The following is a 26,605-nucleotide window of genomic DNA, read 5'->3' as shown; positions in this document are numbered from 1 at the left end:
AATGGATAACTAGAGGTGTTTACCAGCCTAAATGTCTAATCTATGAATGTAACAATAGACGAGGAACCGCTTCCTGGAGATTATTACGGGGTAATTTATAAAGGCAGTTTTCTAATACCTCTTGCCGGGCTAGTGCTGACAGTAATTGCTGTCTGGTATCTTCTCAAGAAGCGTAAATGAGGGGAAATGATACATCAGGAGGGGCGAATTACACGAAACCCGTTACGGACTACTGCTCTATAAAGCTACTGGTATCGCCTGGCCAATTATTCGATTTATTACCGCCTTGACTGACTCTGCATAATTTTTGATGAGTGCAGGATCTCTAATGTGCCTGTTGTGGGGGACCATAGTAAGGTATTGGATTTTCTATGAACTAGAGATCAAGTGCTCACCTAACCCTGCGTATCGTATTTCGTGAACCACTTTCTGGGCCACATATGTCCAGATCAATTCAGCAGGTGTCTGCCGTTGAAACTCTTCGGAGAGCATCAACACATAAGTAAAGGGCATAAGAACAGCCTTGATAAGCACTTTGTTATAGCCTTCTTTTGAATCGAGCTCACGGCCGGGGATTTGCTCAAATATCTTGATCGAAAAGAGCTGTTTGCCGATGAAGTCCTGCCTGATGCCAATCTGACGGGTGCCGTATTCGTTTCGGACTCCGTTTATTGGCGTATACCAACTTTTCATAGTGTAACTCGATAGGTGATTCGTTGCAACTGGCTACTCTTGTCCCTGCCAGTTTTAGCCATCCATTTCATGAATGAAGGCCTTATTTCACCTATTTAGAGTACTTGAAAAGCACGGAGTCACTTTTTTTAATTATTATGTAATAGGGTTGCGGCTCCAGCAGCCAGTACTGAACTGGCGCGATTTAATAAGTCAATGCATAAATCCATATCTCCTTAGTAGCTAAGGAACTTATTGGTAAAGAAGTCTCCCTATCGTTCCTACCATCACGGATAGGAAGAATGTGAGGGAGATCTGAATAGAGATGGTGTATTGACAAATCAAGGTATCGAAACGAACCAGAGAGATGTATTTGGGCTGGCCCAGGCTCCGTATGGGAAGCAACAGGAAGATATAGAGAAGGTGTTTCATCGCTAGCCAATAAAGTGTAGTATCCTGTCAATTCTTACAATCTAATCTCAATAAAGACATTACTCGAGGTCGGTAAGCCCTATCTGGTTTGGGTTTCATCCGCCAATTATAGACGAACGTGATGACACTTGCTGCCTGGATGCTATTAATGATCATCGTGTGGCTGTAAGCTTAGACTGATGAGCTACTCTCTTATACTATTTTGGAGCCAATGATCCCGATGAGTGACCAATAGAACAACTCTGGAAAAGCCACTCTGTGGAATCGTTTCTGTTCAACCAATACCTTGTGGAAATCAGGACTTCGGTTGACATGTAATCGATTCGATTCTTTAACTTGTCATTACCATGAGTCCGAAAGAACAAGCCGACATCCGGCGTAATTTGAGCATTGCATCGATTTGAAAGTACTCAATTATGCCGAATAAATGGATAGAAGTCCAGATAAGCACAATTTAATAATCACTACTACTGGTACTGGTGCCTATCCTGCAGAGGGCTTCCGTTCCTGTAGGTTGCCTAATCTGTACATCGGAGGATGTAGATCGGATCGGGGGCAAAAATTAGAACAAAATGAATCAGTGATCTATTTTGGTGAACAAAAGAAAAAACGTCCACAGATCATCTCTATGGACGTTTTAAAGTTTACTATTCGTTTATACGAGTGTATTTTGTGCTTTCAATTTCTCCTTAAACACTTTTTTGAACTTATCGAGTTTAGGAGCGATCACAAACGCACAATAACCCTGATCCGGGTTTTTGACGAAGTAGTTTTGATGATACGCTTCAGCTTCATAAAACGTGCTGGCTGGGCTAATTTCCGTTACGATCGGATTAGCGTAAGCCTCGGCTTTGTTCAACTCGGCTTTAGCCGTTTCGGCCAATTGTTTCTGCACATCGTTATGGTAGAAAATTACCGAGCGATACTGCGTTCCAACATCGGCGCCCTGACGGTTCAGTGTGGTTGGATCATGACTGCGGAAGAACGCTTCCAGCAACTCCTGATAGGTGATTTTCGATGGATCGAACGTAACCTCAACGCATTCAGCGTGACCAGTTGTTCCGGTGCAGACTTCTTTATAGGTCGGATTAGGTTTGGGACCGCCTTCATACCCCGAAATGGCAGAAATAACGCCATCCAGCGAATTATACATCGCTTCTGTACACCAGAAACAGCCCGTACCAAATGTAGCTTTTTCGAGGTTCTTTGATTGATTTGTTGTCATACGTAGGGTGCTTAATCAAGGCTGTTGGCTTTGCGTATAGCTGCTCTCGCAGGTATATTTGGCCAGGCAACACCAGTTGTAGAAATAGCTGACAACCATTACATGAAATTCTGGTTGTTAGCTGTATTAGTAACGTAACTGACTCGCGTAAAGTTTGCGCCCATATCCTGTGAAAGATTTAGATACCGACCGCTTCCGCTACGACGGCGACAAACCGTTCAAGATTAAAAAAGCCCCAACTAAAGTTGATGATCTTTACGAAGATGACGTTCATTATCAGGCGTTGCTCCGCCAGCAGGCCGAAGAAATTGATAAATGGCAGGAGCGTATGTACATTCATAATCATTATGGGCTAATTGTTGTCTTTCAGGCGCTTGACGCTGCCGGTAAAGATGGCACCATTCAGCACGTTTTTACGGGCACGAACCCAGTAGGTGTGCATATATCGTCGTTCAAACGCCCAACCGATCAGGAACTAGACCATGATTTTCTATGGCGCAGCTGGCGTGATCTTCCTGAGCGAGGTACAATCGGAATTTTTAATCGCTCGTATTACGAAGAAGTGCTGGTAACGAAGGTTCATCCGGAAATTTTAACCCAAAGTCAGCGTCTACCTGAAAAAGCCACTGCTGACATAGACAAATTGTTCAAGCAACGATTTGAGGCCATTCGCGATATGGAAAAGTACTTGTATCGAAATGGTTTTCCGACCGTTAAATTTTACCTGCATATTTCCAAAAAAGAACAGGCAGATCGACTCATCGCCCGGATTCAGGATCCAGAAAAAAACTGGAAATTTGAAGAGGGCGATGTTAAGGAAAGGGATTTCTGGGACGATTATCAGGATGCATACGAAACGTGCATCAATGAAACAGCCACCGATAATTCGCCCTGGTACGTCATTCCTGCCGACGACAAAAAGAACATGCGCCTGATCGTCGGCAGCATTTTGATCGATGAATTAAAAAAGCTTCCCATTGCGGATCCGGCACCCGACGAAGCCCGCTTCAAGGAGTTGCAGAAACTAATTCCAGTCATCCAGAAGCAGAATAATTAGGGATTGAGTGAACTAGTTGACCGTTGCAGTAAATAATTCGCCTTCTTTCAAAGACCTGGCATTGACAGATTTTTTGCCGACCTGTAGCATTTTCAACGGTAACGCTCCGTGCATCACATGGAGCGTTACCTGCACTTGATTTCCTGCTTTTTTCTTGGCGCACGTACCCCAGGCGTATCCATTCGACCAGAAATAAGTGCCTTCCTGATCAGTGAAGCTCATCATCTGGCTTATCCCCGAATAATGAAAGCCGCTCAACGCCAGCGTTGACGCCCAGCTCACCATGGCTCGTGCATAATGATGACCACATTCGGCTTCGTCGAACGGATTCCGTTTGCTCCCGTCAAACCGATTCCGAATGTTACGAATGCAGCGCAAACCCGATTCGGTCTGGTTTTCATAAAGCATGCCAATAGCAGCCGTGTATTCAAAGCCAGTCATAACCTCGGCAAAATACGGAAATGGTACTTTTGGGCGTCCTTTGGGCCAGCTGGCCATCAATAGAGCAGCTTCATCGCCCAGAGCGTATGAACGCATATTATTGAAGTGGTCGGTCATGGATGACCGGTAATTATACTTCAGAATCGATTGCAGGGTGGCCTGCACGTGTTCTGGCTTCACCAGATAGCCTAAATCACAGACGTGAGCCATAAACTGGCCAACCAATTGATCGACCAGACAGCCCTTGGCCAACTGATACGCCGGATCTTCCTGTTGTATTTTATTAAATCCGGAAAAAGTGCCTTTGGCGATTAACTGACCCGCCGGAGGAATTACCTGCTGTTCGTAATAGTCGCCGTTAAACAGGTTCGCATCGGTCCAGGCGCTTCCGATTCTGAAAATCTGATCGCAGGTTTTGGCAAAAGCAATGTCCTTCATGGCTTCGGCCATCTTTGAAGCGGCCTTCAGTGCACCAAGATACCAGAACTGCATCTGTGGATTTGGTCCAAAATACTCCACATCCATCGTGTTGTGCTGCGCTCCTTCCATAACACCGTCCTTGTCGGCATCCCAACCTCCCGGCACCCAGGCAAAGGCCAGCGTCCGTTTTACATTTGGCCAGTTTCTGGTCAGAAAATTCATATCACCCGATAGCTGCCAGTCACGGTAGAACTTCATTATTGTCCCCATTTGCCCATCGGCGGCCGCAACTCCGCCACCAAAACCGGGTTTCAATGGCAACCCTACCCGAAAACTCATCAAACCGGTTGTGTCGAGGGCATAATTAAACTCGACATCACGCATGGTTCTGGCCAGATCACCGAACAAAAAGGCCGTAGCCTGCTCGTAGTTCCAGACGTGCGTACACGACCCATGACAGGAACCAATGTCATCCATAACGCCTTCCCACCCAAATAGTCGGCCATCGTCAGTACGAAATACGGTTTGAGATCGAAGCGTACTTAAATTGAACAGAGCAGCCTCCTTCACCTCTGCCGGGTAATCGCTTTGCAGGAGTGCCTGAACGAATGCTATTGTTTTCTGCTCAAGTGCTGGAATGAATTGTATGGTCTTGTCAGCAACTGCCCAGGCATCGGCGTATTGGGTCGTATAAAAATTCCCTACCCGCTCGCGTGACCAGGCAAACCGATTGGGGAAATGCCAGGTCAGAAAAAAGGTAAATGTTTCTGTTTTGTTTGGCTCTATTTTCTTTTGCACCGCCAGCGAAGCCATCGGGTCTTCATCCGCCGAAGCAGTCTTTTCGGTTAGCCTGCCATCATCGCTAAAGTCATCCCAGAAATCGAGTAGTGCATTTTCCCAGGCGTTCGATACCGATGACGTGCGATAGCTGACACCCCGAGGCTCTGCCGTTGTTAGGGCAACTGTTCCCCAAGCAGGGTCTGCCTTATCGACACCATCGGAGTACAGATAGATTCCCTGAAAGCCATTTCCCTGCCGAAACTGGTTCCGATTTTTTTGAGCGCCCTGTGGTTCCAATTCACCTTTCCATGACTTATTGGTTTTGCTGCCATCGCGCCCAATAAAATTGTGCATGGAACCACATACGGATACCGTTAAAGGCTGATTGCCAGTATTTGTCACTTGATACGTTAGCACCGCAATGGGTAAACCACTGGCATTCGCATCGGCCGGAATGAGTGGGTTGAAACCCTTGATCTGCACGGAAACGGGCATAGCAGGATCGCTTAGACTAACCTGGCCAAAGGGATAAGCCGTCTCAAAACTGGCTTTCGCAAAACGTGGCAAGCCATGATGATCAACTGGACGCCCTTCCATGTGTTGGTACTCGTGGGCTTCGAGCGGCCCCAGCAGCGCTCTGGTTTTCTTTTCCTCCAGCAGATGAATCGCAAAGAATGGAGCGGTATTGCCCGTCAGAACAGTACTATAGCCCTTTGCTGGCCGGTTCATAATTTCCCAATCCTGCAATTGCCCGCGCCCACCGAGCGATACAGTACCAGTACCTATACCACCTAATGGCAATGCAATCCGAGTGAGATGTTGCTGATCGTAGCGTTTTAATACAGGCCAGGTTTGCGGTTTCCAAACATTGGTCTGTGCCAGCCCATTCAACTCGGACATCAATAGAATCAGGAGGACGAGTTTTTTCATTTTCTTACAGAACCTTCTAAAGTTTAGGCGATAAAAGCAACGGAAAACCAGCAGTAAAAAGAGTCGGCAATTGGCCACAATCGGTTGATCGGGCACTTCTTTATGGCGTTATCATGTGGTATTTTGTGGACTTTGTGGTAATCATCAGCCTGCTTCACCAAATGCCTTTTGATAGTGCATCGGGCTTTTACCCGTTATTAGCTTGAAATATTTATTGAAGCCCGAAAACTGATTGAAGCCGCTTTCGTAACAAACCTGGGCAATGCTTAGCCGGCCTTCAATAAGTAGTTTGCAGGCATGTTGCACCCGCAGTTCCAGCAAAAAATGCGAGTATGATTTGCGACTGCGGGATTTGAAATAACGGCAAAATGAATTTGGGCTCATGTTGGCAACTTTGGCAATTTCATCCAGTGAAATCTTCCGCCGAAAATGAGCAATCGAATAGGCATAGATTTGATTGATCCGATCGGTATCGGCATCGTCGAAATGATTCGGATAATCGACTGTAGAAAGCAATTCTATTTCAGTTGATTGCGCCAGCATTGACAGCACCTGAATCAGTGAAATAATTCGGGTGGTGCCGATCTGGGTGGGACATTTCTCAGCAAGCATTCGAGCCAGCAATCGTTTCGTTTCCTCCTTCGTCTGCCCATGCAACCGAATTCCTTGTCTTGACTTTTCCAAAAACTGAGCAATCAACCGATTTTCAGGTAATTGGAGAAAAGTATCACCCCAAAAATTATCGCGAAAATGCACAACGGTCGCCTGAGCAACCAAGCCCACCTGATTGTCAAAATAAACGGGGTCGCACCGCCAGTAGTGAGGCAGGTTTGACCCGATCAACAATACATCTCCTTCCTGAAAGTTTTGAATATTATCGCCTACAAACTGTGTGCCTCTCCCCTTTTCAAGATGCACCAGTTCAATTTCAGGATGATAATGCCAACGATTATAGAAATACGGCACCACATCCTGCCGAATACTAAACGAGCATTCGGATGACAAGGGGACTTTTAATAATTGCGGCCTCATACCTATGAATTAACCACCTGATGATACACTACCAGCGTCAATTGTTAATTTAATGGTAAAAGTAGCTAATTTAATGAAACTATCTCTTAAAAAAATACTATTCCTTTGTAGTATTATACAGTAATGGTTCATCATTTAGAGTTGATAGAGCTATTTATCTCTAGATCAATTACCAGACTATTTATCGTTTAGTCTGTAAATTATTCATTATAGAAGTTGAAGCTACTTATTTTCTGTCTGGACAACAGTAAGGACTGACAGGCTCCCAATTAATTAGAGTGTACCATCATAGGTTTTAACCAGAAAGTCCCACCTGCTTGCGTGGCGACTTTCTTTTTTTGTGCCCATAGCCAACGCCCGATCGTCACCGATTCCATTGCTTAACGTAATGGAATCGGTGACGATCGGGCGTTGGGATTTATAGCTATTTATTTCGCCTTACGGATATAAATATTTCCGTGCATATTTTTCATCATCATTTCGGGGCCACCACCATTAATTTTCCCCTTAACCCAGTCTTCTACCGTTACCCGGTACATACCATTTTTTTCGCTACGGGTTCCCTTGGGCTGGCTCTTATCCACATCGATATCGAAATCGCTGAAGATGTCGCCCCGATCAGATTTTAGCTTGACCGACGCCTTCGCATTAGCCGGGAAGGTAACGTCGACATTGCCATTCAAGGTTGAAAAAGCCATCGGTGTATCTGAATCGAGCGTCTTAAAGGCAGCCGTGAGATTACCATTTACCGTATTGGCTACCGCCGAACCCGATATATTTGTGAGCTGGATCGCGCCATTCACGTTCGTAACTTCCAGGGTTCCGGTCACGTTTTCAACTGTAATTTCGCCATTATTCACTGTGTTCAGTTTCAAAGAACAGCGTTGTGGCACTTTAATGGTCAAATCAACTGAACGTTTCCAAGAATCAGAGCTAACCTTAACATGGTTATCTTTTTCTTCGGCACTAACCTCCATGCCCGCTCCGCTGGAAATTCGCTTCATTCCGTTCGAGTTGGCGTCTGCCCTCTCTTCTCTTTCCCGGTCTCGTTCCCGATCGCTCCGGCGAGAAGCGGCAACTGCGTCGATCACGATATCTTTACCCGTACCGCCAACCACCCGGATTGAGCCATTTACTAAACCCACATTCAGAAAGGCAGGCTTTGCCGGGTCACTTAGTGGCACGACAATCTGCTCCTTTACATCGCTCTGGGCGGCCAGCGGAGAAGCCCAGAACATGAACAGAAGCAATAAACTGTTTATTAAAAACTTAATTGTAGTCATTGTAGTCAGGATTGTTTTTTAATGTAAATGTTACCATTGAACGTCTCAAACCGGAATGTTTTTCCCCCACTGCCAATCCGGATGGCAGTATTCTTATTGAGCTTATATACGGTGGTTTCGCCCCGTCGTTCCTGATTTTTGGTGACCTGCACTGGCAAGATTTCGGCGTCGGGAAAATCCGTATAGAATTCCCCCTGAAAGCTTTTAAACTGTAGATCAGCAGAAAGATTAGCGGGGTAGCTAACCCGAATGTTGCCATTCAGCGTATAATACGATGACTTATCGGGGGGGCTAGCCAGGTAGTTGATTACCACATCGCCATTGATTGTGTGTACATCCGTAGCTCCTTTGGCGTTCACGATGCCAATGGCACCGTTTACATTGTTTGCTTTCAGTGAGCCACCAACATCTTTCACATCTACGTTGCCCCGATTAATTGTCGACGCGTGCAGATTCATTTTGTAAGGGATCTTGATCGTGAAATCGAGCGTAAAGTCATAATGGATACGACGGTCATGATCTCTGTCGCGCCAGTTACGATTTGGCCGGGAATCGAACGGTTCAGCGATGTACGCAATAATGCTGTCACCTTTTTGCTCAAATTCAAGCTTAAACTCTTTTTTGCCCGTTTCCAGCACGTCTTTGTCTTTTGCTTTAATTGTTTTGTCGATGTCCAGCACAACCTTGTCGCCAGAATACCCTTCGACCTTAATAAACCCGTTAATGTTGTAGATGACCAGTGTACCACCGTTTGGAGCCGCAAACTCTTTCGTAACATGCTCCTTAAATTCCTGGGCACTGACCGGCGATTGGGCACAAGCGAGCACCAATCCCGCTAAACAGGGGATGAGAAATAGTTTCATGATCTGATTTTTGATTTAGGGTATTTACTGGACTACCTTACGATAAGGCTTTGATACTTTCCTGAATTTTAGTTTTAACCAGGTCGTTCAGATGTTCCTGACGAAGCATTTGACGAAGCGGTTTTATCGACTTTTTCTCTTGCAGTTTTACCATCACATCGGCCAGCGCCACCTGTACAAGCGGAGAATCCTGCTGGGTCAGCGACTGCACCAGTCCCTGACGAACCTTCGAATCATCGGCCAGTTTAGCCAGTGCTTCGAGTGTCACTAGACGCACATTCACGTTCGGGTCGTTATTGAGCGTCGTTAACAGCGCTTCTACTACACGTTCATCGGCCTGATTGATTTCGTCCGTATAGCTCACTGCCCGCAGCCGTTCAGAGGCCGATGGGTTTTCAATCAATGACAGGAGCATCATCTGGCGCATCTCCTGAACCTGCAACGACAGCGAGTCGATCTGCTGTTGAGAAGCAACGGTTGGTTTATCCTGGAACCAATACCCAGCCCCAATCCCGATTCCGATCAGTGCGAGGCTATAAGCCAGTCGTAAGGCTCCCTGTGGCGTCAAAAGCGTGCGCAGTTGCTCGATAAAACGTTCCAGCCAGGTTGGTTGCTCAGCTTTAATGGTGTCTTTATACGTATCAAGCATCCTATTGAACTGAACACGCATTCGTTCACTGGGTTCAGGTACGGGCAATGTGCCCATCTGCTGCCAGAGTTGCTGCATTGAATCGGCTTCCTGTTGACAATCAGGACATCCGATCATGTGTGCTTCCAGTTCCAGCCGTTCGGCTTCCGGTAACTGGTTACTCAGCCACTCGGTAAATTGCTCATTGGCATTTTTACAGTTCATGTGCTTTTCGACCAGTTTCAATTGTTAAATAAATACGCTTCAATTCATTCATAGCCCGATAGACCCTCACCTTTACGGCACCTTCCGTTATATTCAGCACGCGGGCAATTTCTTCGTACTTTAATTCCTGGAATCGACTCAAAATCAACACTTCGCGATGGTCTTCATTTAGCCTGGCCAGTGCTTTATGGAGCATATCCCGATCCTGTTCCTGCTGTAACTGCTCGTCAGCATCAATTCCTCCCCCAATTCGTTCGGCCATCTCGTTGACGTTGGCATGATTCGCCACACGTTTGTTCTGTTTCGCCTGGTCAGCCAGTACGTTCCGGGCCAAATGATACATCCAGCTTCGAAACTCCCCTTCGCCAGTGAACGTGTGACGATATTTTAACATCCGATAAAACACTGTCTGCACCATATCCTCGCTGGATTCAGTCTGTCCTGTCATATGGAACAGGAAACCGAACAACGGTCGGTGGTATCGCTCGAAAAGTAGGCCCATCTTATCCAGATTGCCCGCCTTTACCTGGAGCATGAGTGAGTTATCTGTTAGCGCGTTCAACCGGATAGACGTGGATTTACAGCATTTGGAACTGGAAACTGCACCTTTCAGCAAAGGTTACAGGAAGTTGAAAAAAAATTTAGCATTTATTGATAATCGTGATTTCAAGTGAAGCATATCGGCTACAATCAAAGCCGCGATAGAGCATTAACAGGCATCTCAACGTGGCGTTTAAATGATACGTGAGATACGAATCGAAACAACTTAGTTATAGGCATACATCCAAAAAGCCCTTTTAACTACTATTTATTTACAACACGATAAATTAATAAACATTGTAAAATAAATCACAGTTTGATCCTATAAATAATGAATGTATTTCTCTTTAACACAACGCTTTATGACTACTTTCTACAAATTTTTACAACGTACTGCTAAATGCTCAAAACTGGTATGGCTGTGCAGGCAGAACAGTCAATTTTTACTTTTTCTGGCTTTGGTGTTAGGCACTGTAAACCTTCTACAGGCGCAAACGTATCCAGCCAACTTTAGCCAGGTTCCAGTAGCTACGGGCATTAATACTCCTACCGCTATGGCTTTTGCCCCCGATGGACGAATTTTTATCACTCAACAGGGTGGCGCATTACGCGTTATTAAAAACGGAAGCTTATTGGCCGCTCCTTTTGTGAAACTGACTGTCGACTCGACCGGTGAACGAGGCTTACTCGGCCTGGCCTTTGATCCCAATTTTGCCAGTAATCACTTTATCTATTTATATTATACTGTTCCGGCTCCGCAGCTACACAATCGCATTAGCCGATTCGTAGCCAATGGCGATGTGGTTGTGCCAGGAAGCGAGACGGCAATTCTGGATCTAGATCCATTAGGTAACGCATCCAATCATAATGGTGGAGCCATGACCTTCGGCAAAGATGGTAAACTCTACATAGGCGTTGGCGAAAATGCGACACCAGCAAATTCACAGACGCTGGACAACTATTTAGGTAAGGTACTCCGTATTAACGCCGATGGTAGTGCACCAGCCGACAATCCGTTTCCGAGCGGTTCAGCGTCTCAAAGGAGAATATGGGCCTATGGTTTGCGGAACCCCTACACGATTGCGATTCATCCGGTAAGTGGTAAAATCTTTGTAAATGACGTAGGTCAAAACGACTGGGAGGAAATCAATGATGCTACTACGAGTGGGCTCAATTTTGGCTGGCCCACTGTGGAAGGAACAAGCTCAAACCCACTTTACGCCAACCCGGTTTTCGCCTATCCGCATGGTACCGGCGACGGCAAAGGATGCGCCATTACGGGTGGAACCTTTTTCAATCCATCGAGCACGAACTATCCGGCCAGTTTTATTGGCAAGTATTTCTATCAGGATTTTTGCAACAACTGGATAAACGTGCTGGACCTTTCCGTCAATCCAGCCAGTCGTGCTCCTTTTGCTACCAATCTGCCGGGCAATTCGCTGAGTATATTGACAGGTCCCGATGGAAATCTGTATTTCCTGAGTATCTCTGCGGGTGCGCTTTATAAGATTATCTATACCGCTCCCAACCCTAATGCCTTTGCCATAACGGGTGTAACGATGGTAAACTGCGCCACCATAACTGCCGGACAGCGCAGGGTGATCTTCTCTCCACAATATGAAGGTATAACCGGTCAGCCAATTTCGTTTTCGGTGGCCAACGAATTATCACCCACGACCAATGCTGGCCCTTATACCCTAACACTCTACACAGACAACCCCTCGATTACGCTTAAAGCGGTACAAACCGGCTCAGTTGGCGAAGCAAGCTTTACCTACAATTGGTTGGCAGCCTGTTCGGGCGGGTCAACGCCGAATACGCCCCCTGTAGCAGGAACGCCTATTCCTCCTCAATCGGCAACGGTTGGTCAAAACTTTAACTTTCTCATTCCAGCGAATGCTTTCAATGATGCTGAAACCCCATCGGCGCTGACGTATAGCGTGAGTGGTCTGCCAGCAGGGCTAAATTTTGTAGGACCAGCCACCATCAGTGGCATCCCCAGTACATCGGGTGTGGCAACGGTAAGCGTAAAGGCCACCGATCCCGGCAGTCTCACCGCCGGTAGTTCCTTTACACTTACAGTCAATCCGGGGGCTACACCCAATCCGGGTTCTTTTGCCATAACGGGTGTAACGATGGTAAACTGTGCTACCATAACTGCCGGACAACGCTCGGTTCGTATAAATCCACAATACTCAGGCCAGACAGGTCAGCCTATTTCCTTCTCGATTGCCAATGAGTTGTCGCCCACCACCAGCTTGGGGCCATATACCGTTACACTTTTCACCGATAATCCTACCATAACGCTCAAAGCGGTACAGGCAGGTACGGCGGGAGAAGCCAGTTTTACGTATAACTGGCTGTCATTCTGCACGAGTGGAAGCCCTCGACTCGGTGCCGAATTACCGTCTGCATTAACAGTCACAGTTCTGGGCAACCCGGTTCTGAGCGAATCGGTAGACGTTGATGTACGTGGTGCATCGGGTCAATCGCTTCGCTTACAAACACTCGACAGCCAGGGACGTAGCCTGTTCGATACGACGATTGACCAGGCTGCACCAACCGAACGAGCTACGTTACAACTAGGAAAGTCATCAGGAATTTACTTCTTACAGGCCAATACACCAACCCAAAAGCAGGTTATAAAACTAGTAAAACCGTAAGCAAGAAGATCTGGTTGCGAATCAGGTCGTTACGGAATGGATTTAACCCATTCTATAACGACCTGATCTAGTATTGTATTAATCATGAATTGCCAAGGAGGCACCACCACTGCGGGGAATCAGTCCGTGGGCATCATGTTGGAGTAGCATTTCGAAAAGCCGGACTGTAGCGGCTGCATCTCCCTGCGCTCGGTGACGATTATTGAGTGGAATGCTGAGTGAGTTACAGAGTTTCCCAAGGCTGTACGATGGAAATCCTGGAAAAACTTTTCGGCTTGTCCGTACGGTACAAAGCGTCCGCCGAAAATAATCATAGCCGAGCCATTCCAGTTCCTTTTTGATGAAGTTAAAATCAAACCCTACATTATGGGCAACAAAAACAGCATCCCGCGTAATCGTAAGTACTTGCTCAGCGATGTCGGCAAATAAGGGCGCTTCCTGAACCATCTCGTCGGAAATACCGGTCAAGTGACGAATGAATGGCGGAATCGGGCATTCAGGGTTCACCAGCGAATGAAACGAGTCTACAACTTGCAGCCCATCATGGCGGAAGATAGCAATTTCGGTAAGTCGGGTGGGACCTTTTACCCCTCCAGTAGTTTCGACGTCAACGATACAATACACACAGAAACGGTTTGCGGTATTCGGTTTACGATCAATCGAATACCGTATAAAAGTAAGGCATTAGCGTGATGCCTGCAACGGTCTGGCCTTAATTGGTTGAATAGGCTGCCGAGCCACAACACCTTCACGAATTAGCCGGAGTGTATACTCCAGCACATAATCCCGATTGGTGATTACATCGTCGTAAGAACGCGTAACTCTAAAATCTGGTTCGACGGTGAAGCCGTTTGCCCGATCGGCCACTACAGCATGGGTCAGTTTTTTGAGCGGAATTCGCACTTGCATGCGCGAATAAGGCAAGGTAATTGTCTTGAAATGACCGGCAAAATCACCCCAATATGCACTGCCACTGGCCTCACCGACGAATGTTCCCATACCGGCGTCCAGCGTTTTGGCCAATACTGACGTCGTCGCTGAAAATGATGCACCATTCATCATGAAATACAGATTACCCTTAAAAGCCGTACGGTTTCGGGGACGATAATAGCGACGGGACGAACGACTGGCAAAACCGTCGGAACCATTGGCTTTGTATTGTAAGCTAAAGTTCAGCGCAGCAAATGGATTCCAGCGGGAAATGAGTTCATTACGGGCAGCCCGCTTCATTTCTTCATGCTCCATGATTGTAAATGGTTTGGGCATCCAGTAACGAAGCAACCGGGCGGAGTTTAAAACAATACCGCCACCATTTCCCTGCATATCGACCACCAGATTCTGGATGTTTTCTTTTCTTAACTCCCGAAAAGCCCGCTTGAGTCGCCGATTAAACGCCCACTGAAAAGGATCATTTTTTTTGATTCCCATAAATGTCGATACCCGCAAGACAGCCGTACGTGTAGCCGAGTCCACGATCCGTACCGAAAGATTCGGCCGCCGATCGATCTCGTTGTGGTAACGGCGCTGAATCGTAGAACGGAAACTAGCCAGTGTCAGGCAGTTCAGGCGTGTTTTCCGGACGAGTGTATCGGCAGGCAATCGATAGGTAATCACTATGGAGTCTGCCGAGCCATACCAGGCTGCGTAATAGTCAGCAAATTGAACCAAACTCCATTGCTGCCGCCCCGTCAGGTTGTCGCCATCGGAGCCAGAGTGATCAGCTTCCATTAGTTCGCGATGCAGATCAGCTACGGTGCGTCCGTTAATCGTAATCAATTCAGTACCCCGGTGAAGGCTTGTATCTGCCGACACATTATGACTGATAAAATACTGCTCGCCAACCGGCCGAATATAAAATGGAATGAATCGAGTCGTTTTCCCGATAAAGTTTTTACGGTGATTCAGATTCGTATGGCCGTCTTTAAGCGCCGTGACAAACGGACTGACATGATGAAAAAACGTCAGATAATTCATTGGTGCCGTCAGCCCGTTGTAGAGCGAATCGTACAACTGTTCCATACGGGGCTTGGGCGTATAATAACCCATGCCCGGATGCAGTAAATCGAGTTTACGCTTTAAATAAGTAAGGTCCGTGCGGGCCTGGTTAGGAGTAAGCGTTTGTGCGGGCATAATCGAGCACCCCAGCCCGATCCACAAGCCCATAAATAACAGAAGTCGGCCAATCTTCATCGTCACCAGTTACGGTAAAAGCAGGGTTTTCTACCCTAATAATTTTCCTACTGTGAAGATAGGGTTTAGCGCAACTATAATCAATCAAAAATGTTTAATATCTTATTAAAATTTTGTTTCGGTCCGATTTCCCAGAAACATACGCAGTAAGCCATATAAAAGCAGGCCAATTGGTCCGAGCATAAAACACAGTAACAGACAGGGAATCAGCCATCCATGCGCAATACCCTGACTCTGTCCATCGCGGAGTACATAACTACCCGCAACCAGATCAAACGCCAGGTAGTGAATCCACCCGCCGAGCACAATCTCTTTCTGTCCTTTAAAAAGTGATTGTACACCAGCCAATGAACCGAACGATCCAAAATCAATTCCGGGCCCACCCGAAGCGACTGGTGCTATAAGCAGGTAATAAATGTACATACCGCCCAGTATCATGGGAATAGGGAGCATCCGAGCCAGCATCTGGGTAACCCGCCAACGCGGAGCCACGATCATAAAGAGCCATTGGGGCAAAACAAGGAGATTAGCGTAGGTAAAGGCTGTTTCGGGGGTCATGGATGCCATTTTTAGTTCAGTGAAACTAATCAAATTTCGATTCGACTGAACGCCCTTTTCAAACTAACCCATGGTTTATAGCAAATATTACCCAGACCAATATGCTTTAGAATAGATCAGCGAGGCAATCCCTCAGGTTGATATGATATCGATTAGACCAAATATGTTTTTATATATCTCTATTTGATAACTAAGTTAGCCAGTTTGTTTATTTGACTTTAGATCTTTCGCTTACAGGGTGATAACTGGGATTCTTGGGTTGCCTAACTTGCTGCGCAGGTAATCTGATACGAGGCTGGCATGCACCTTGTATATGGGCTCTCTTACCTGTTGAGCCTTTACTTTCAAGGCGTTCATCGGGATTGAGTTGCACACGCTTTGCTTTCTGCACGAGTTGGAAGAGGGATTGCCGTTTGGCAAGGTACTCTTCACGGGGTAGGTTCGCCGGAGTTTCATATATTTACATAAAATGTAAATATATTTTTTCTGATATCAAATCCTCAAAATTATGGGCAAGAAAGTAGAGCGTATTAACCACACATGTGTGAAAATATGGCTAAGGCATGCTTAAAAGATCAGGTAGATATTCCCCAGTAAATGAATCTACCTAAACTTATTACCCTGGTTCCTCTGGCTTTTTACCAGTAAAACGGGGCCAATGGAACATTTCGCTCAAATGTTCCATTGGCCCACTGAATTGTACCGTTCGAGCTGCTTTACACCAAAAAAACCTACAAGGTTTGAGTCTGTCAACCCTAATGATCGTGTAAGGTCACAGTCTTCAATTATTGCTTTAATCTCCTAAACAACAGGGCAGTACTAGCGGTGAAAAGAGCAAACGGTAAGGCATACAACAGGAAGTTTACATTCAGGTGACCTAACGTTGAATACACCTCAATTTGGTCATACGCATAAAATAGGGCAAGCGCATATAAACAGGCAAAAACAACGACTAGTCCAGTGTTAAACACGATACGCTCCTTCAGGAGCATCACCCAAAGATAAAGCCAGCATAAAATGACAAATCCTGAAAGAATCTTAATGAATGGCGAACCAGCCATGAGACCTATTACCTGCCAGGCTAGTATAGGTAAATTCCATTTTCCGTCATATTCATGTATCCCCAGATACGTGATTAAACAGAACAGAAGAAGCATTTTTGTGCTAAGCCCACTTTTCACAAATCCAATCGTTCTTTGAGTTTTCATGTCCTTTAATCGCTAATTACAGTTTGTACTTGCGGGAGATGTTAAGTTTTCCCCTGACACGAATCGACCGGGGTACCAGGAAGAGGCTCCTTTTAAATCCTCACATAGGTTCGCCGGAGTATCATACATATTTACATTTTATGCAAATACATTTTATGATGTCAAATCTTCCAAATTTTGGGCCAGAAAGTAGGGCAAACCAACAGATCAGTTATGAAAATACGGCTTAGGTGGGAGACAAAGCCCCGATCTGGCTTGGCGCTATCAAGATCGGGGCTTTTTGTTAGTGATATCATTCAAAGCGGACTGTCTGTCAACAATCCACTTCGAACGTCTCTTCCGAAGAGAACTATTTGAGGTAGGGAATTTTTTCAGTTTGATAATCCAGATTTTTACGTAGCCACAGTAACCTTCTATCACGTACTTTAAAACGCCAAATAATTTCGTCAAACAAGATGGCCTTCTCCTCTATAATGCCATCATTGGACACCTTCTGGTCACTGAATTGGTCTGGTAATATGGACCTAAGCTGTTTTTGTATGCGATTAACCGCATTCGTGTCCAAATTACTGATGACGGATTCGACTCCTGAATAAAATAGCAAAATCGTGTTATTCCATTTACCATACGTGGTCGTTGGATTTCTTTTAACTGAATCAAACAAACCGATATCACTGAGCGTGTACGTATAGTCATTATCATAACGTTCAATGACTACAGCAATGACCTTAGCCTTGCTTACTTGTTGGTATTCTTTAAGTACCTTTTCAAGTATCTTATCTTGCAAGACAAGATTCATCAACTGAACAGGCTGCGACTGTCCCGTTGAGACGAGTGAATGGACCATCAAGAGTAGCCATAGTGAGTACGATTTGCTATAATGGCTATGGGCAGCGCTTTTCAAAAACGCCAGCGTATGGCTGAGTACTTCCATCGGAAAAAAATTGATTGATAACAAACTGGTTCATAACATAGTGACTCACTCCGGGGTGCCTCTGGGCAAATTGCCTATCAGCATTTGATGGACTAGCTATACCTGGTGGGCTAGGGTGTGTATGGATATAACCTCGTACTACATAGGTACCCTGATTAGTCGGGACAATTTCTCTGCTTGAAGTTTTGCTCATCTTCCATATCAAAAATTCAATGGCTCTTGTCCCATCTGGCGTAAGTTGAGCTTTATTAGCAGGCAGAACAATTATTCCTTTCGTTGTTATATAGGCTCCATACTCTTGGCCTGAGCTGTTCGCTTTATCGAATAAGAATGTGTAAGCCTCGCACTCTCTCTCATATAGCCTGTAATCTGTTTCTTCATTGTAGCTGTCTCGCCCGACAACTTTGAGTGGAATTTTATAATTCTGAAAGTCATTTTCGTCATAAAACCATCCGTCTAAGTTCTTACCTAAATCAGGCTTGATATTGTTTAAACTTACGTAATCTCTAAAATCATATGTAAAGTCCCAATTTTCACTAAGGAACTCTATCTCTGCACTAGTTAGATACACGTCTGGGCCAATACGATTTGCCATTTCCCAAGCAAACGCGTCCATTGGAGTAAGATCAATGGGCATCCCATAATCAATCGGTGTTGTTTCATTCGTGGGAATGAATGGATCCCTGATAACTTGTCCACCTCCACCACCACTTGGATTTACTGCGACCCAACTCGATTCATCATCCCACGGATTTTCTCGAATTGGAGCCCCATTAGGAATTCCATCATTGCAGGTAGCATCAAGTTCAGCAATTTTCACCTAGAACCCGCCCGTGGATGCGTCCAGAAAGGCGTCGGGTAGACACGCTTTATTCGCGAATGGGTCACAGTGATAACTGCTACTACCGCCAGGGTTCTGAGCCATAAGTTGATAGAAGGCGACCTTGCATGAATACGAAGACAACCTTGCATTCGCATTTTGATCAGGTGAGGAAAATGTATCGGTTAATTTTCCTTTTTTATAACGCCACCCTATTTTATAATTATCCCCCGCATCATTCATCAGCAGGACTACTCCCGAAAAGGTAGCTTTTTTCACGGCTTGCTTTTTCCGTTGCTCGTTTCGTTCCGGAATAATGGTGATAGTTACAGACCGTAAATTACCATTCTCATCCTTAGAAATCAGGAGCTTTTGCTAGATTTGATACCCTGCCCGATCAAAACTGGGAAGCGAATAAATACTGCCTTTTCTGGTAAAATTTTCATCACTCGGGACACTAACCGGAACGTTTGAATTATACAATAACGGAACAGACACTACATCAATGCCGTTGGCAAGTTTCCCTTGTTGGGCATACTTCCAGAAGGCTAGCTGGTTTTGCTTTTTAGTCGCCACTCGAGCACGAGCCGAACTGGATGTTTCATACCAACTCTTTGCTTCATCAATCGTTATGGCTACTGATTTTGCCGGAATTCCTAAACTATCCTCCTGGATGCGACATGATTACAAGCCAGTTATTATAAACATAATAACTAAAGGACGACTTAAATATTTATTAATCATGATTTCTGTAAAATGGTTTATGATTTTGTAAAACTATTGATTGGCCGCACAAGTATCTAATTAAATTATTTAATTTATAATAATATATTTAATATTGTTTAAATAGTATACTATACATATTTGCTTTGCTGTAGTTTAGACCTACCGTCACACTCGGGTAGGTGTCGGATGAGCTGGTGGAGTGCTTTTAGTTAGTTCTTTGGAGTGTAGGTTCGCGGGTATGCCCGCCCGGGTTGCCTCCATCCAAAAGCTGGACGAGTTAGACAATCAACGACGGATGCGGGGCGAAATGCCGTCCACAAATGGAACCTTTAAAACGACCGTACGGCCCGGACAGATGTCGTTCGTACCGAATCCGAACACCCAGCGCTTTGTATCTGCGTTAAATCAGGCGGCCTGGGACTTTCAGGAGCTAACCCGGGACTCGGTTTATTTGCAAAAAGCACTAATCTGGTCGAAGCGGTCGCTTGAGTATCGGGAAGAGGGTAGTTTGATGGATACCTATGCTCACATCCTTTATTTTCTGGGGCGCAGGGATGAAGCCATTGAGTGGCAGGAGAAAGCGGTCAAAAAGGAAAAAGAACGAAACTCTCCGATGATTACTGCGCTTCAGGAATCGTTCCAGAAAATGAAAAATGGAACCCTGAAATAATGAATTAGCTTTAGGTTGTACCGAAAGGCAACCCATGTGGCTTGCCTTTTTCATTACCTTAGAGGTATGAATTATATTGAACTTCAACTGCACATTTCCCCTGATTATTCCGATATCCTCACCGCCGAACTGGCCGAACTTGGTTTCGAGTCATTTGTGGATACGAATGAAGGGTTGAATGCCTATATCATTGACTCGGATTTTGATGAAAAGGCCGTACAGGAACTTGTTGCTAAATACACGAATCAAACCGCAATAGCCTATGAAGTCCATTCGTTAGAAAAACGAAACTGGAACGCCGAGTGGGAGCGCGATTATGAGCCGATAGAAGTAGCTAACAGTGTCCGGGTCCGGGCGTCCTTTCATCAAGCGGACGCCCGGTTTCGTTACGATATCATCATTAATCCGAAGATGTCATTTGGCACAGGCCACCACGAAACCACGGCCATGATGCTCGAACAGCAACTTGGCCTTGATTTTGCGGAGAAAACAGTACTTGATGTCGGCAGTGGAACAGGCATCCTGGCAATTCTGGCGGCTAAGATGGGCGCACAGGCCGTGCTGGCTTTTGATATTGAAGACTGGGCGGTTGAAAATGCTCGCGAGAATGCCGAACTGAACGATTGCCCGCAGGTTTCGGTGTTTCAGGGAACAATCGACGATATTAACTCAGGTAGCGAAGGCGAACCCAGCCAATATGATGTTGTGCTGGCCAATATCAACCGAAACGTATTACTGGCCGAAATCCCGACTTACACAGACTTATTAAATGAAGACGGATATTTACTGGTAAGCGGTTTCTATGAACATGATGCGCCGGATATCCAACAAAAAGCGATCGATTCGGGCCTTAAACTTATAAAAAAGATGGCCATCCGAGAGTGGACCTCTCTTTTATTCAAGAAATAGAATCCTGGTACAACTAGTCAAGTAGACGTTAGAACAACGTTTTTCGCAACAGATATATAATGAATCGTATTTACGCTATTCACCCTGGTAATCTGTTTCATCACAGATTACGGTCGCGCTCCAATTTGCTAAGGTGGTCATTGTCAGTACAGACCAGGGCGATCTTCATGCTTTGCTTCGCCTTTTCCACGGCTTATGGTCAGGCAGTCCGGCTCTCCGATAAACCAGATCAGTTTATGGCCGAGGTGCAGAAACTAATGGCAACGGGCGGAGCCGCAGGAGTTAAGGCCGGAACGGACCTACAATCGTTGTGGTCCGAAAATCGATTGTCGGCCCAGCAACAGGAGCGCGTAATGGTATTAAGCCGTAAGATGAACCAGAAACGGCTTCAGGCAGCCACTCACTTTGTTCCTTTTTACGGAGCACTTTATCAAGCCAGTGCCAGCCAGCAATCAGCCGGTACGCCAGCCAACGTGGATGGCATTTTAACAATAGCCGAAAAACTGTTCGATGCCAATGACCCAAAAGCCTTTGCCCGAAGTCTGGAAACGGCCCGTCGTTTCCTCGAACGGCACGAACTTTACGCGAGCAATTACAACAAACTCTACGCACAGGGTGGTACCTTTCAGCTTCGTTATATAGATACTGCTCAACCGGTATCTACAACGGGGTCCTCAACGCCTGCCGATTCCATTGCGGCAGCCAAAGCTGCGGCAGAACGGTCTCGATTCGATGGCTGGGATACCCCCACCCCATCAGACTCAACTCAACCGCGCCAGCTGGGTGCTCAGTTTGTGCCGCAACGTCGTCCTATTCCGTCGGTTACGGGTGCTGTGCTTACCCTGAAAGAGGTAACGCTGGCGATTGTTGCCAATGGAGATTCGGCGCTGGTAACAAACACGAGTGGCGACCTGATGCTCAAAGATGGCATTTGGGTTGGTCAGGGCGGCAAATTTACCTGGGAGACCGCTGGTCGACCGGATATTTTTGTGACGCTTAGCGATTACTCGCTCACAACAATGAATCCGCGTCTGTCAGCCGATGATGTGACCCTTACGTACGATAATCGAACGGGTACACCCGCGAAGCCTATTAAAGGCGTCTTTGAATATGTTAGCAAGAAGAAAGGCGGACCAGTTACGTATCCACGTTTTATGTCGTGGCAGAATGATGTTAAGCTACCCGATTTAGGGCCGGATATTGAGTACCGGGGTGGCCTGGCTTTATCGGGCACACAGATGGTGGGCGCATCGGCTAGTGGCCAGCCAGCCCAGTTGACGGTTAAGTATAATGGCAAGCCAGCTTTCAAAGCCAGTAGCCGTCGATTCGATTTTAGCGCTAACGACACAACAAGCGCCGGATTTGGTGGAACAACCGGGGGTGCCAAACCGCTAATTTCGGCAGGTTCAGCCGCGTTTGTAGGCTATGTCGATACCGATTCGATAACCCATCCATCCATAAAGTTCAGGTACGACAAAAACCAGCATATTGCCTGGCTCGACCGCGAACAGCACACCGACTATGCCCGTGTTCCGTATTCCGACTCATACCATAAGTTCTACATTATACCCGAAGTAGTTCGGTGGGATTTACAGCGTCGAAAAGTCGATTTTTATCAGGTTGGGGCAAAGCGTGAAGTGCCCGTTCGATTCGAATCATATGATTATTTTCAACCACAACGCTACTCCGACCTGACGGTTGATTATGGTTTTCATCCACTTCAGATCGTCGCCAATTTCATCGCAACCAAGAAGCAACAGACTTTTTTTGACGATGATATTATACAGTCTACCAAAGTCAGCCCGGTTGCCTTGCGGGGTGCCTTGGGCCGCATGGTTTTGGAAGGCTACATCGATCGCGACCCGACATCGGGTCTGATGCGGTTGAGCCGGAAGGGATATCTTTATGTACTGGCTTACGTAGGGAAACGGGATTACGATAATTTTCAGGTACAATCGCTGTTTGCATCAAATGACAGCACAAAAAACGCGACGATCAATCTGGATGATAAATTCTTGACGATCCGTGGAGTCGACCGATTTACGCTATCTGATTCATTGAAAATATACGGTGTCCCTTCTGACAAAACGTTGCGTATTGGTAAAGGGCGGGCCTTTACATTGAACGGTCAGCTCAAAGCAGGAACCCTTCGCTATGCCGGTCGTGATCTGAAATTTGATTACGATAAATTCGCGATGAACCTGAATAAAATTGACTCCATTACCTTCTCTTCGCAAAAACTGGCTGCCCAGGGAAAAGAGGGCGAAATTGGGGGTGACATTAAATACGAAAACCCCGGAACCGTCTATTTTGGCAGCGCCGATAATAAATCAGGGCGAATTGCGGGTAAAAAAACCACGCAGCGGCTGGTTATGCCCGAAGGAATGACGGTATATTTTAACCAACCCGTTCGCGGAGACATTCTTTACAATCAGAAAGTTTACTTCAAAATACCGGCAATCGACAATGATAGTCTGGGCAAGGGCGATATATCTTTTGTCGGCACATTCCATTCCGATGGCATCTTTCCGCCCTTTAAAGCCGAACTCAAAACAATGCCCGACAATACGCTGGGCTTTGTTCATAAAGCGCCAGCCACTGGCTATCCAGTGTATAGTTCCAAGAAAGGTGCTGCTCCATCGAACGTAAAATTTACGGGCGAATTGACCATGGATAAATCCGGATTGCGTGCCGAAGGTGTTTTAAATCACCTGACCGCCAGCCTGAACACAAAAGGCATCTTATTCATGACAGATTCCTTACTGGCGTCGGGCGACAAAGGTGAAATTAAGGAAGGACTTGTTGGTAAAGGATACTTCCCACAGGTTCAATTGAATAACTATAGCCTGAAATGGTGGCCAAAGGCGGATAGCATGGTCATCACTACCCAGAAAAATAACTTTAACTTTTATAATGCCACGACCAATCTGGAAGGGGGCTTGGTACTTCGTTCGGCAGGTTTGTTTGGTAAGGGAACATTACGGAGAAAAGATTCAGAAGCGATCTCAAAAAATATAAAGTTTAATAAAGAGGGCTTCGTTGCCGACAACGCTCAATTTAAAATTGTGTCGGATAAAGAGGCAAACCGGCCAATTCTTCTGGGCAATGACATTAATGTAGATTTTAATCAGACCAAAGGAATTGTCGGTCTGGCCATCAATACAACGAAAAATACAAGTATCGACGATACGCTGGCCGGGTCAAGTATGGAGTTCCCGTTTGCCGCTTACAAAACGAGCATCAACCGGGCCCAATGGAATCTCAACGCGAAAACGATTGCCATGAAAGGCGATGTTAAAACCTCTACGTTTACAGCTACGGCTGCCGAACAGGAAGGGTTAACGTTTAACGGCTCAGCGGCCCTGTACGACGTTGAAAAAATGATGCTCAACATCAGTGGCGTTCCTTATGTTACATCGGCAGATGCGCGGATCTATCCTGACAAAGGTCTTGTGACCATCCGGCGAAACGGCGAGATGCTGGCGCTGAAAAACGCGAAACTGGAACTGGATACGGTTACGTTGTTCCACCGGCTTAAAAATGGCAATATTCAGGTTCTTTCCCGAACACGCTTTGCCGGAGATGCCACTTATCAGTTTGCAACCGCAAAAGGCGATACAGCCAGTATCAAGATGGGAAGCTTTGAATTAAAAGAAGCGCCAGCCGTTGCTTCTGCTAACCTAACTGCCGATACCAAGAAACCTGTCCGGGGCAAACGCAATGCGGCACAAAAGCCAGCAACGACTTATTTTACAGTAGCTCGCGCTGACGTTGACGAGGATGACAACCTTCAGTTAGCCCCAAAAATGCTATTCAAAGGAGCAATTACGATGCAGGCTCCTGAACGGGATCTAGCGTTAGATGGCTCAATTAAGCCTGCCCTTAAAAAACGCCAGGATCTCATTAGCGGCTGGATTCCATTTAAGGAAAAAATAGCAGAACGGCTCGAAATAAAGGTTGACAAAAACCTTAAAAATGAAGGCGGACAGCAACTGGTAGCGGGTATTCATTTCCGGTTGGGCAATGCTGGGCTTTATCCTACGTTCCTGTCGCCGAAAGAAGATCCTAAGGATGAAGACCTGTTTTCGGCAACGGGTATTATGAGCTACGACGAAAAAGATAAAGTGTACCGAATTGTCTCTAAAGGCAGTGACCTGCCAGCAGGCCAACCCGCTCTGGCAGCGGCTCCTACTGATAGTACCAGCCGTCCGGATAGTGCAGCCGCTTCTGATGACGTTGAGAACGCCTTTACTTTTAACGATGCCCGAGGGCTGATGACCTTCAAGGGCAAAATGAATCTACTGAATTCTGGCCCGAACGAGTACTTGCTCACATCCGGATCGGCACGAATCAACATTGACAGTACTCAGTATCGATTGAATACACTCTTGGCATTCGCATTCCCTGTGCCGGATCAGATTAACAGTGTCATTGCCGACAAGTTAGTTAAGACGAATCAGGAAGAGAAAAACGACGAAGCGGCCGACGATGACCTTAACCGACTATCGGATAAGCTGTTACCCTTAATTGGCCAACAGGCAGTAGACGCTTATCGGGCAAAAGCCCAGAATCAACACGTACCGCTCAACCAGGCATCGCCAAAACTGAACAGTATGCTTGTCTTTGCGAATGCGAATCTACGCTGGTCCGATAAATTCAGTGCCTTTTACAGCACTGGTCAACTCGGTGTTTCAAACATGTCGGCAACAGACATCAATGCTCAAATGGACGGATTTGTAGAAATCCGAAAAACGGCCAATGGTGACGAAGCCAGTATTTATCTGGAGTCATCGCCCGACGTTTGGGTATTTTATGATTATAAACCAGGCAATACACCAGCTTCCATTGGCCAGTTAGCGATTATAACCTCAGAGCAGGACATCAATGATCGGCTACTGGCTGGCTCTAAAAACAGTTCAAAAGCTACCGTTGAAATCGTCCCGGCTACGCTCGACGAAAAAACAGTTTTCGTCGAGCGTTATCTGGACCAGTACAAAACTAAAGCGAAACCAGCCCCTAAGCCGAAGTTGCAGCCAGGGCAGAAAGTTGTGAAAGACGAGAAGAAAAAAGACGAGAAGAAAAAGGATAAGGAAGCAGAGAAAGAAGGTTTTTAGCAGTAAAAAGGGAGCCATGAATGGCTCCCTTTTTACTGCTAAAAAATTTAAGTAAAACCTGTATACGTCTAAGTAAAATCAGCCTTTGTTTCCAATAACTCTCTCGCAACCAGAAGAATATTTACACTATATACTTTAAAATGCCGTGTTACATAAACTACCAATATGGTAGTTTATAAGTTACTGAGTTGGCTACAGTATAACATATCGCACAGACAAAAAATTGTATTAAACATAGATAATATAAGGTTTATTATTTTTTAATGATTTTTAATTCTTACGATT

20 protein-coding genes are annotated in these 26,605 nt (G+C 45.9%); 5 read left to right on the top strand and 15 right to left on the bottom strand.

What is annotated here, in order from left to right; genetic code table 11:
- Positions 1-369 precede the first annotated feature (369 nt).
- Both G8759_RS02205 and msrA read right to left on the bottom strand, forming a co-directional pair.
- Complete coding sequence (locus G8759_RS02205; RefSeq protein WP_167204800.1) at positions 370-693, bottom strand: hypothetical protein; 324 nt, start codon at positions 691-693, stop codon at positions 370-372.
- Between the two features lie 1,066 nt (positions 694-1,759).
- Positions 1,760-2,329, bottom strand: a complete 570-nt coding sequence (gene msrA, locus G8759_RS02200) for a peptide-methionine (S)-S-oxide reductase MsrA (protein ID WP_167204798.1) — start codon at positions 2,327-2,329, stop codon at positions 1,760-1,762.
- Between the two features lie 169 nt (positions 2,330-2,498).
- Between msrA and G8759_RS02195 the strand changes: the two genes are divergently transcribed.
- Positions 2,499-3,386, top strand: a complete 888-nt coding sequence (locus G8759_RS02195) for a PPK2 family polyphosphate kinase (protein ID WP_167204796.1) — start codon at positions 2,499-2,501, stop codon at positions 3,384-3,386.
- A 12-nt stretch (positions 3,387-3,398) separates the two neighbouring features.
- Here the strand turns inward: G8759_RS02195 and G8759_RS02190 are convergent, their stop codons facing one another.
- The 6 genes from G8759_RS02190 to G8759_RS02165 form a co-directional block, all read right to left on the bottom strand.
- A complete protein-coding gene (locus G8759_RS02190) occupies positions 3,399-5,957 on the bottom strand; it encodes a GH116 family glycosyl-hydrolase (RefSeq protein ID WP_167204794.1) in 2,559 nt (852 codons plus the stop codon).
- Between the two features lie 144 nt (positions 5,958-6,101).
- Complete coding sequence (locus tag G8759_RS02185; RefSeq protein WP_167204792.1) at positions 6,102-6,989, bottom strand: AraC family transcriptional regulator; 888 nt, start codon at positions 6,987-6,989, stop codon at positions 6,102-6,104.
- A 428-nt stretch (positions 6,990-7,417) separates the two neighbouring features.
- Entirely contained in the window at positions 7,418-8,272 is an 855-nt protein-coding gene (locus G8759_RS02180; protein WP_167204790.1) for a DUF4097 family beta strand repeat-containing protein, read from the bottom strand.
- Between the two features lie 5 nt (positions 8,273-8,277).
- Positions 8,278-9,135: a DUF4097 family beta strand repeat-containing protein gene (locus G8759_RS02175; RefSeq protein WP_167204788.1), complete on the bottom strand. Its 858-nt coding sequence runs from the start codon at positions 9,133-9,135 to the stop codon at positions 8,278-8,280.
- A 37-nt stretch (positions 9,136-9,172) separates the two neighbouring features.
- Positions 9,173-9,988: a HEAT repeat domain-containing protein gene (locus G8759_RS02170; RefSeq protein ID WP_167204786.1), complete on the bottom strand. Its 816-nt coding sequence runs from the start codon at positions 9,986-9,988 to the stop codon at positions 9,173-9,175.
- The gene (locus G8759_RS02165; protein ID WP_167204784.1) at positions 9,978-10,523 is read right to left on the bottom strand and encodes an RNA polymerase sigma factor; all 546 of its coding nucleotides are present in this window, start codon (positions 10,521-10,523) and stop codon (positions 9,978-9,980) included. Before G8759_RS02165 ends, G8759_RS02170 begins: the two co-directional genes overlap by 11 nt.
- 367 nt (positions 10,524-10,890) lie before the next feature.
- On the opposite strand from G8759_RS02165, the gene G8759_RS02160 reads away from it, so the two are divergent.
- Positions 10,891-13,191, top strand: a complete 2,301-nt coding sequence (locus G8759_RS02160; protein ID WP_167204782.1) for a PQQ-dependent sugar dehydrogenase — start codon at positions 10,891-10,893, stop codon at positions 13,189-13,191.
- A gap of 78 nt (positions 13,192-13,269) precedes the next feature.
- Here the strand turns inward: G8759_RS02160 and G8759_RS02155 are convergent, their stop codons facing one another.
- From G8759_RS02155 to G8759_RS02125, 7 genes are all read right to left on the bottom strand, one after another.
- Positions 13,270-13,815: a 3'-5' exonuclease gene (locus G8759_RS02155; RefSeq protein WP_167204780.1), complete on the bottom strand. Its 546-nt coding sequence runs from the start codon at positions 13,813-13,815 to the stop codon at positions 13,270-13,272.
- A 60-nt stretch (positions 13,816-13,875) separates the two neighbouring features.
- Complete coding sequence (locus G8759_RS02150) at positions 13,876-15,381, bottom strand: S41 family peptidase (protein ID WP_167204778.1); 1,506 nt, start codon at positions 15,379-15,381, stop codon at positions 13,876-13,878.
- Between the two features lie 105 nt (positions 15,382-15,486).
- Complete coding sequence (locus tag G8759_RS02145) at positions 15,487-15,948, bottom strand: ABA4-like family protein (protein WP_317166755.1); 462 nt, start codon at positions 15,946-15,948, stop codon at positions 15,487-15,489.
- Between the two features lie 776 nt (positions 15,949-16,724).
- Positions 16,725-17,147: a hypothetical protein gene (locus G8759_RS02140; RefSeq protein WP_167204776.1), complete on the bottom strand. Its 423-nt coding sequence runs from the start codon at positions 17,145-17,147 to the stop codon at positions 16,725-16,727.
- Positions 17,148-17,496: 349 nt separating this feature from the next.
- Entirely contained in the window at positions 17,497-18,081 is a 585-nt protein-coding gene (locus G8759_RS02135; protein ID WP_167204774.1) for a hypothetical protein, read from the bottom strand.
- A complete protein-coding gene (locus G8759_RS02130) occupies positions 18,032-18,901 on the bottom strand; it encodes an MPN domain-containing protein (RefSeq protein WP_167204772.1) in 870 nt (289 codons plus the stop codon). The genes G8759_RS02135 and G8759_RS02130 overlap by 50 nt, the downstream gene beginning before the upstream one ends.
- Positions 18,902-19,180, bottom strand: coding sequence for a hypothetical protein (locus G8759_RS02125; RefSeq protein WP_167204770.1), 279 nt, complete (start codon positions 19,178-19,180; stop codon positions 18,902-18,904).
- A 685-nt stretch (positions 19,181-19,865) separates the two neighbouring features.
- Here G8759_RS02125 and G8759_RS02120 point away from each other — a divergent pair.
- From G8759_RS02120 to G8759_RS02110, 3 genes are all read left to right on the top strand, one after another.
- Positions 19,866-20,297 carry a hypothetical protein gene (locus G8759_RS02120; protein ID WP_197933079.1) on the top strand — a complete coding sequence of 144 codons (432 nt, stop codon included), beginning with the start codon at positions 19,866-19,868 and terminating at the stop codon, positions 20,295-20,297.
- A gap of 66 nt (positions 20,298-20,363) precedes the next feature.
- Positions 20,364-21,206 carry a 50S ribosomal protein L11 methyltransferase gene (gene prmA / locus G8759_RS02115; RefSeq protein WP_167204768.1) on the top strand — a complete coding sequence of 281 codons (843 nt, stop codon included), beginning with the start codon at positions 20,364-20,366 and terminating at the stop codon, positions 21,204-21,206.
- Between the two features lie 167 nt (positions 21,207-21,373).
- On the top strand, positions 21,374-26,320 hold the full coding sequence (locus G8759_RS02110; protein ID WP_167204766.1) for a hypothetical protein: 4,947 nt from the start codon (positions 21,374-21,376) through the stop codon (positions 26,318-26,320).
- Positions 26,321-26,605 lie beyond the last annotated feature (285 nt).

The organism is Spirosoma aureum (assembly GCF_011604685.1).
In the GTDB taxonomy this organism is placed as follows: Bacteria; Bacteroidota; Bacteroidia; order Cytophagales; family Spirosomataceae; genus Spirosoma; species Spirosoma aureum.
This window is presented reverse-complemented; position numbering and strand designations above follow the sequence as displayed.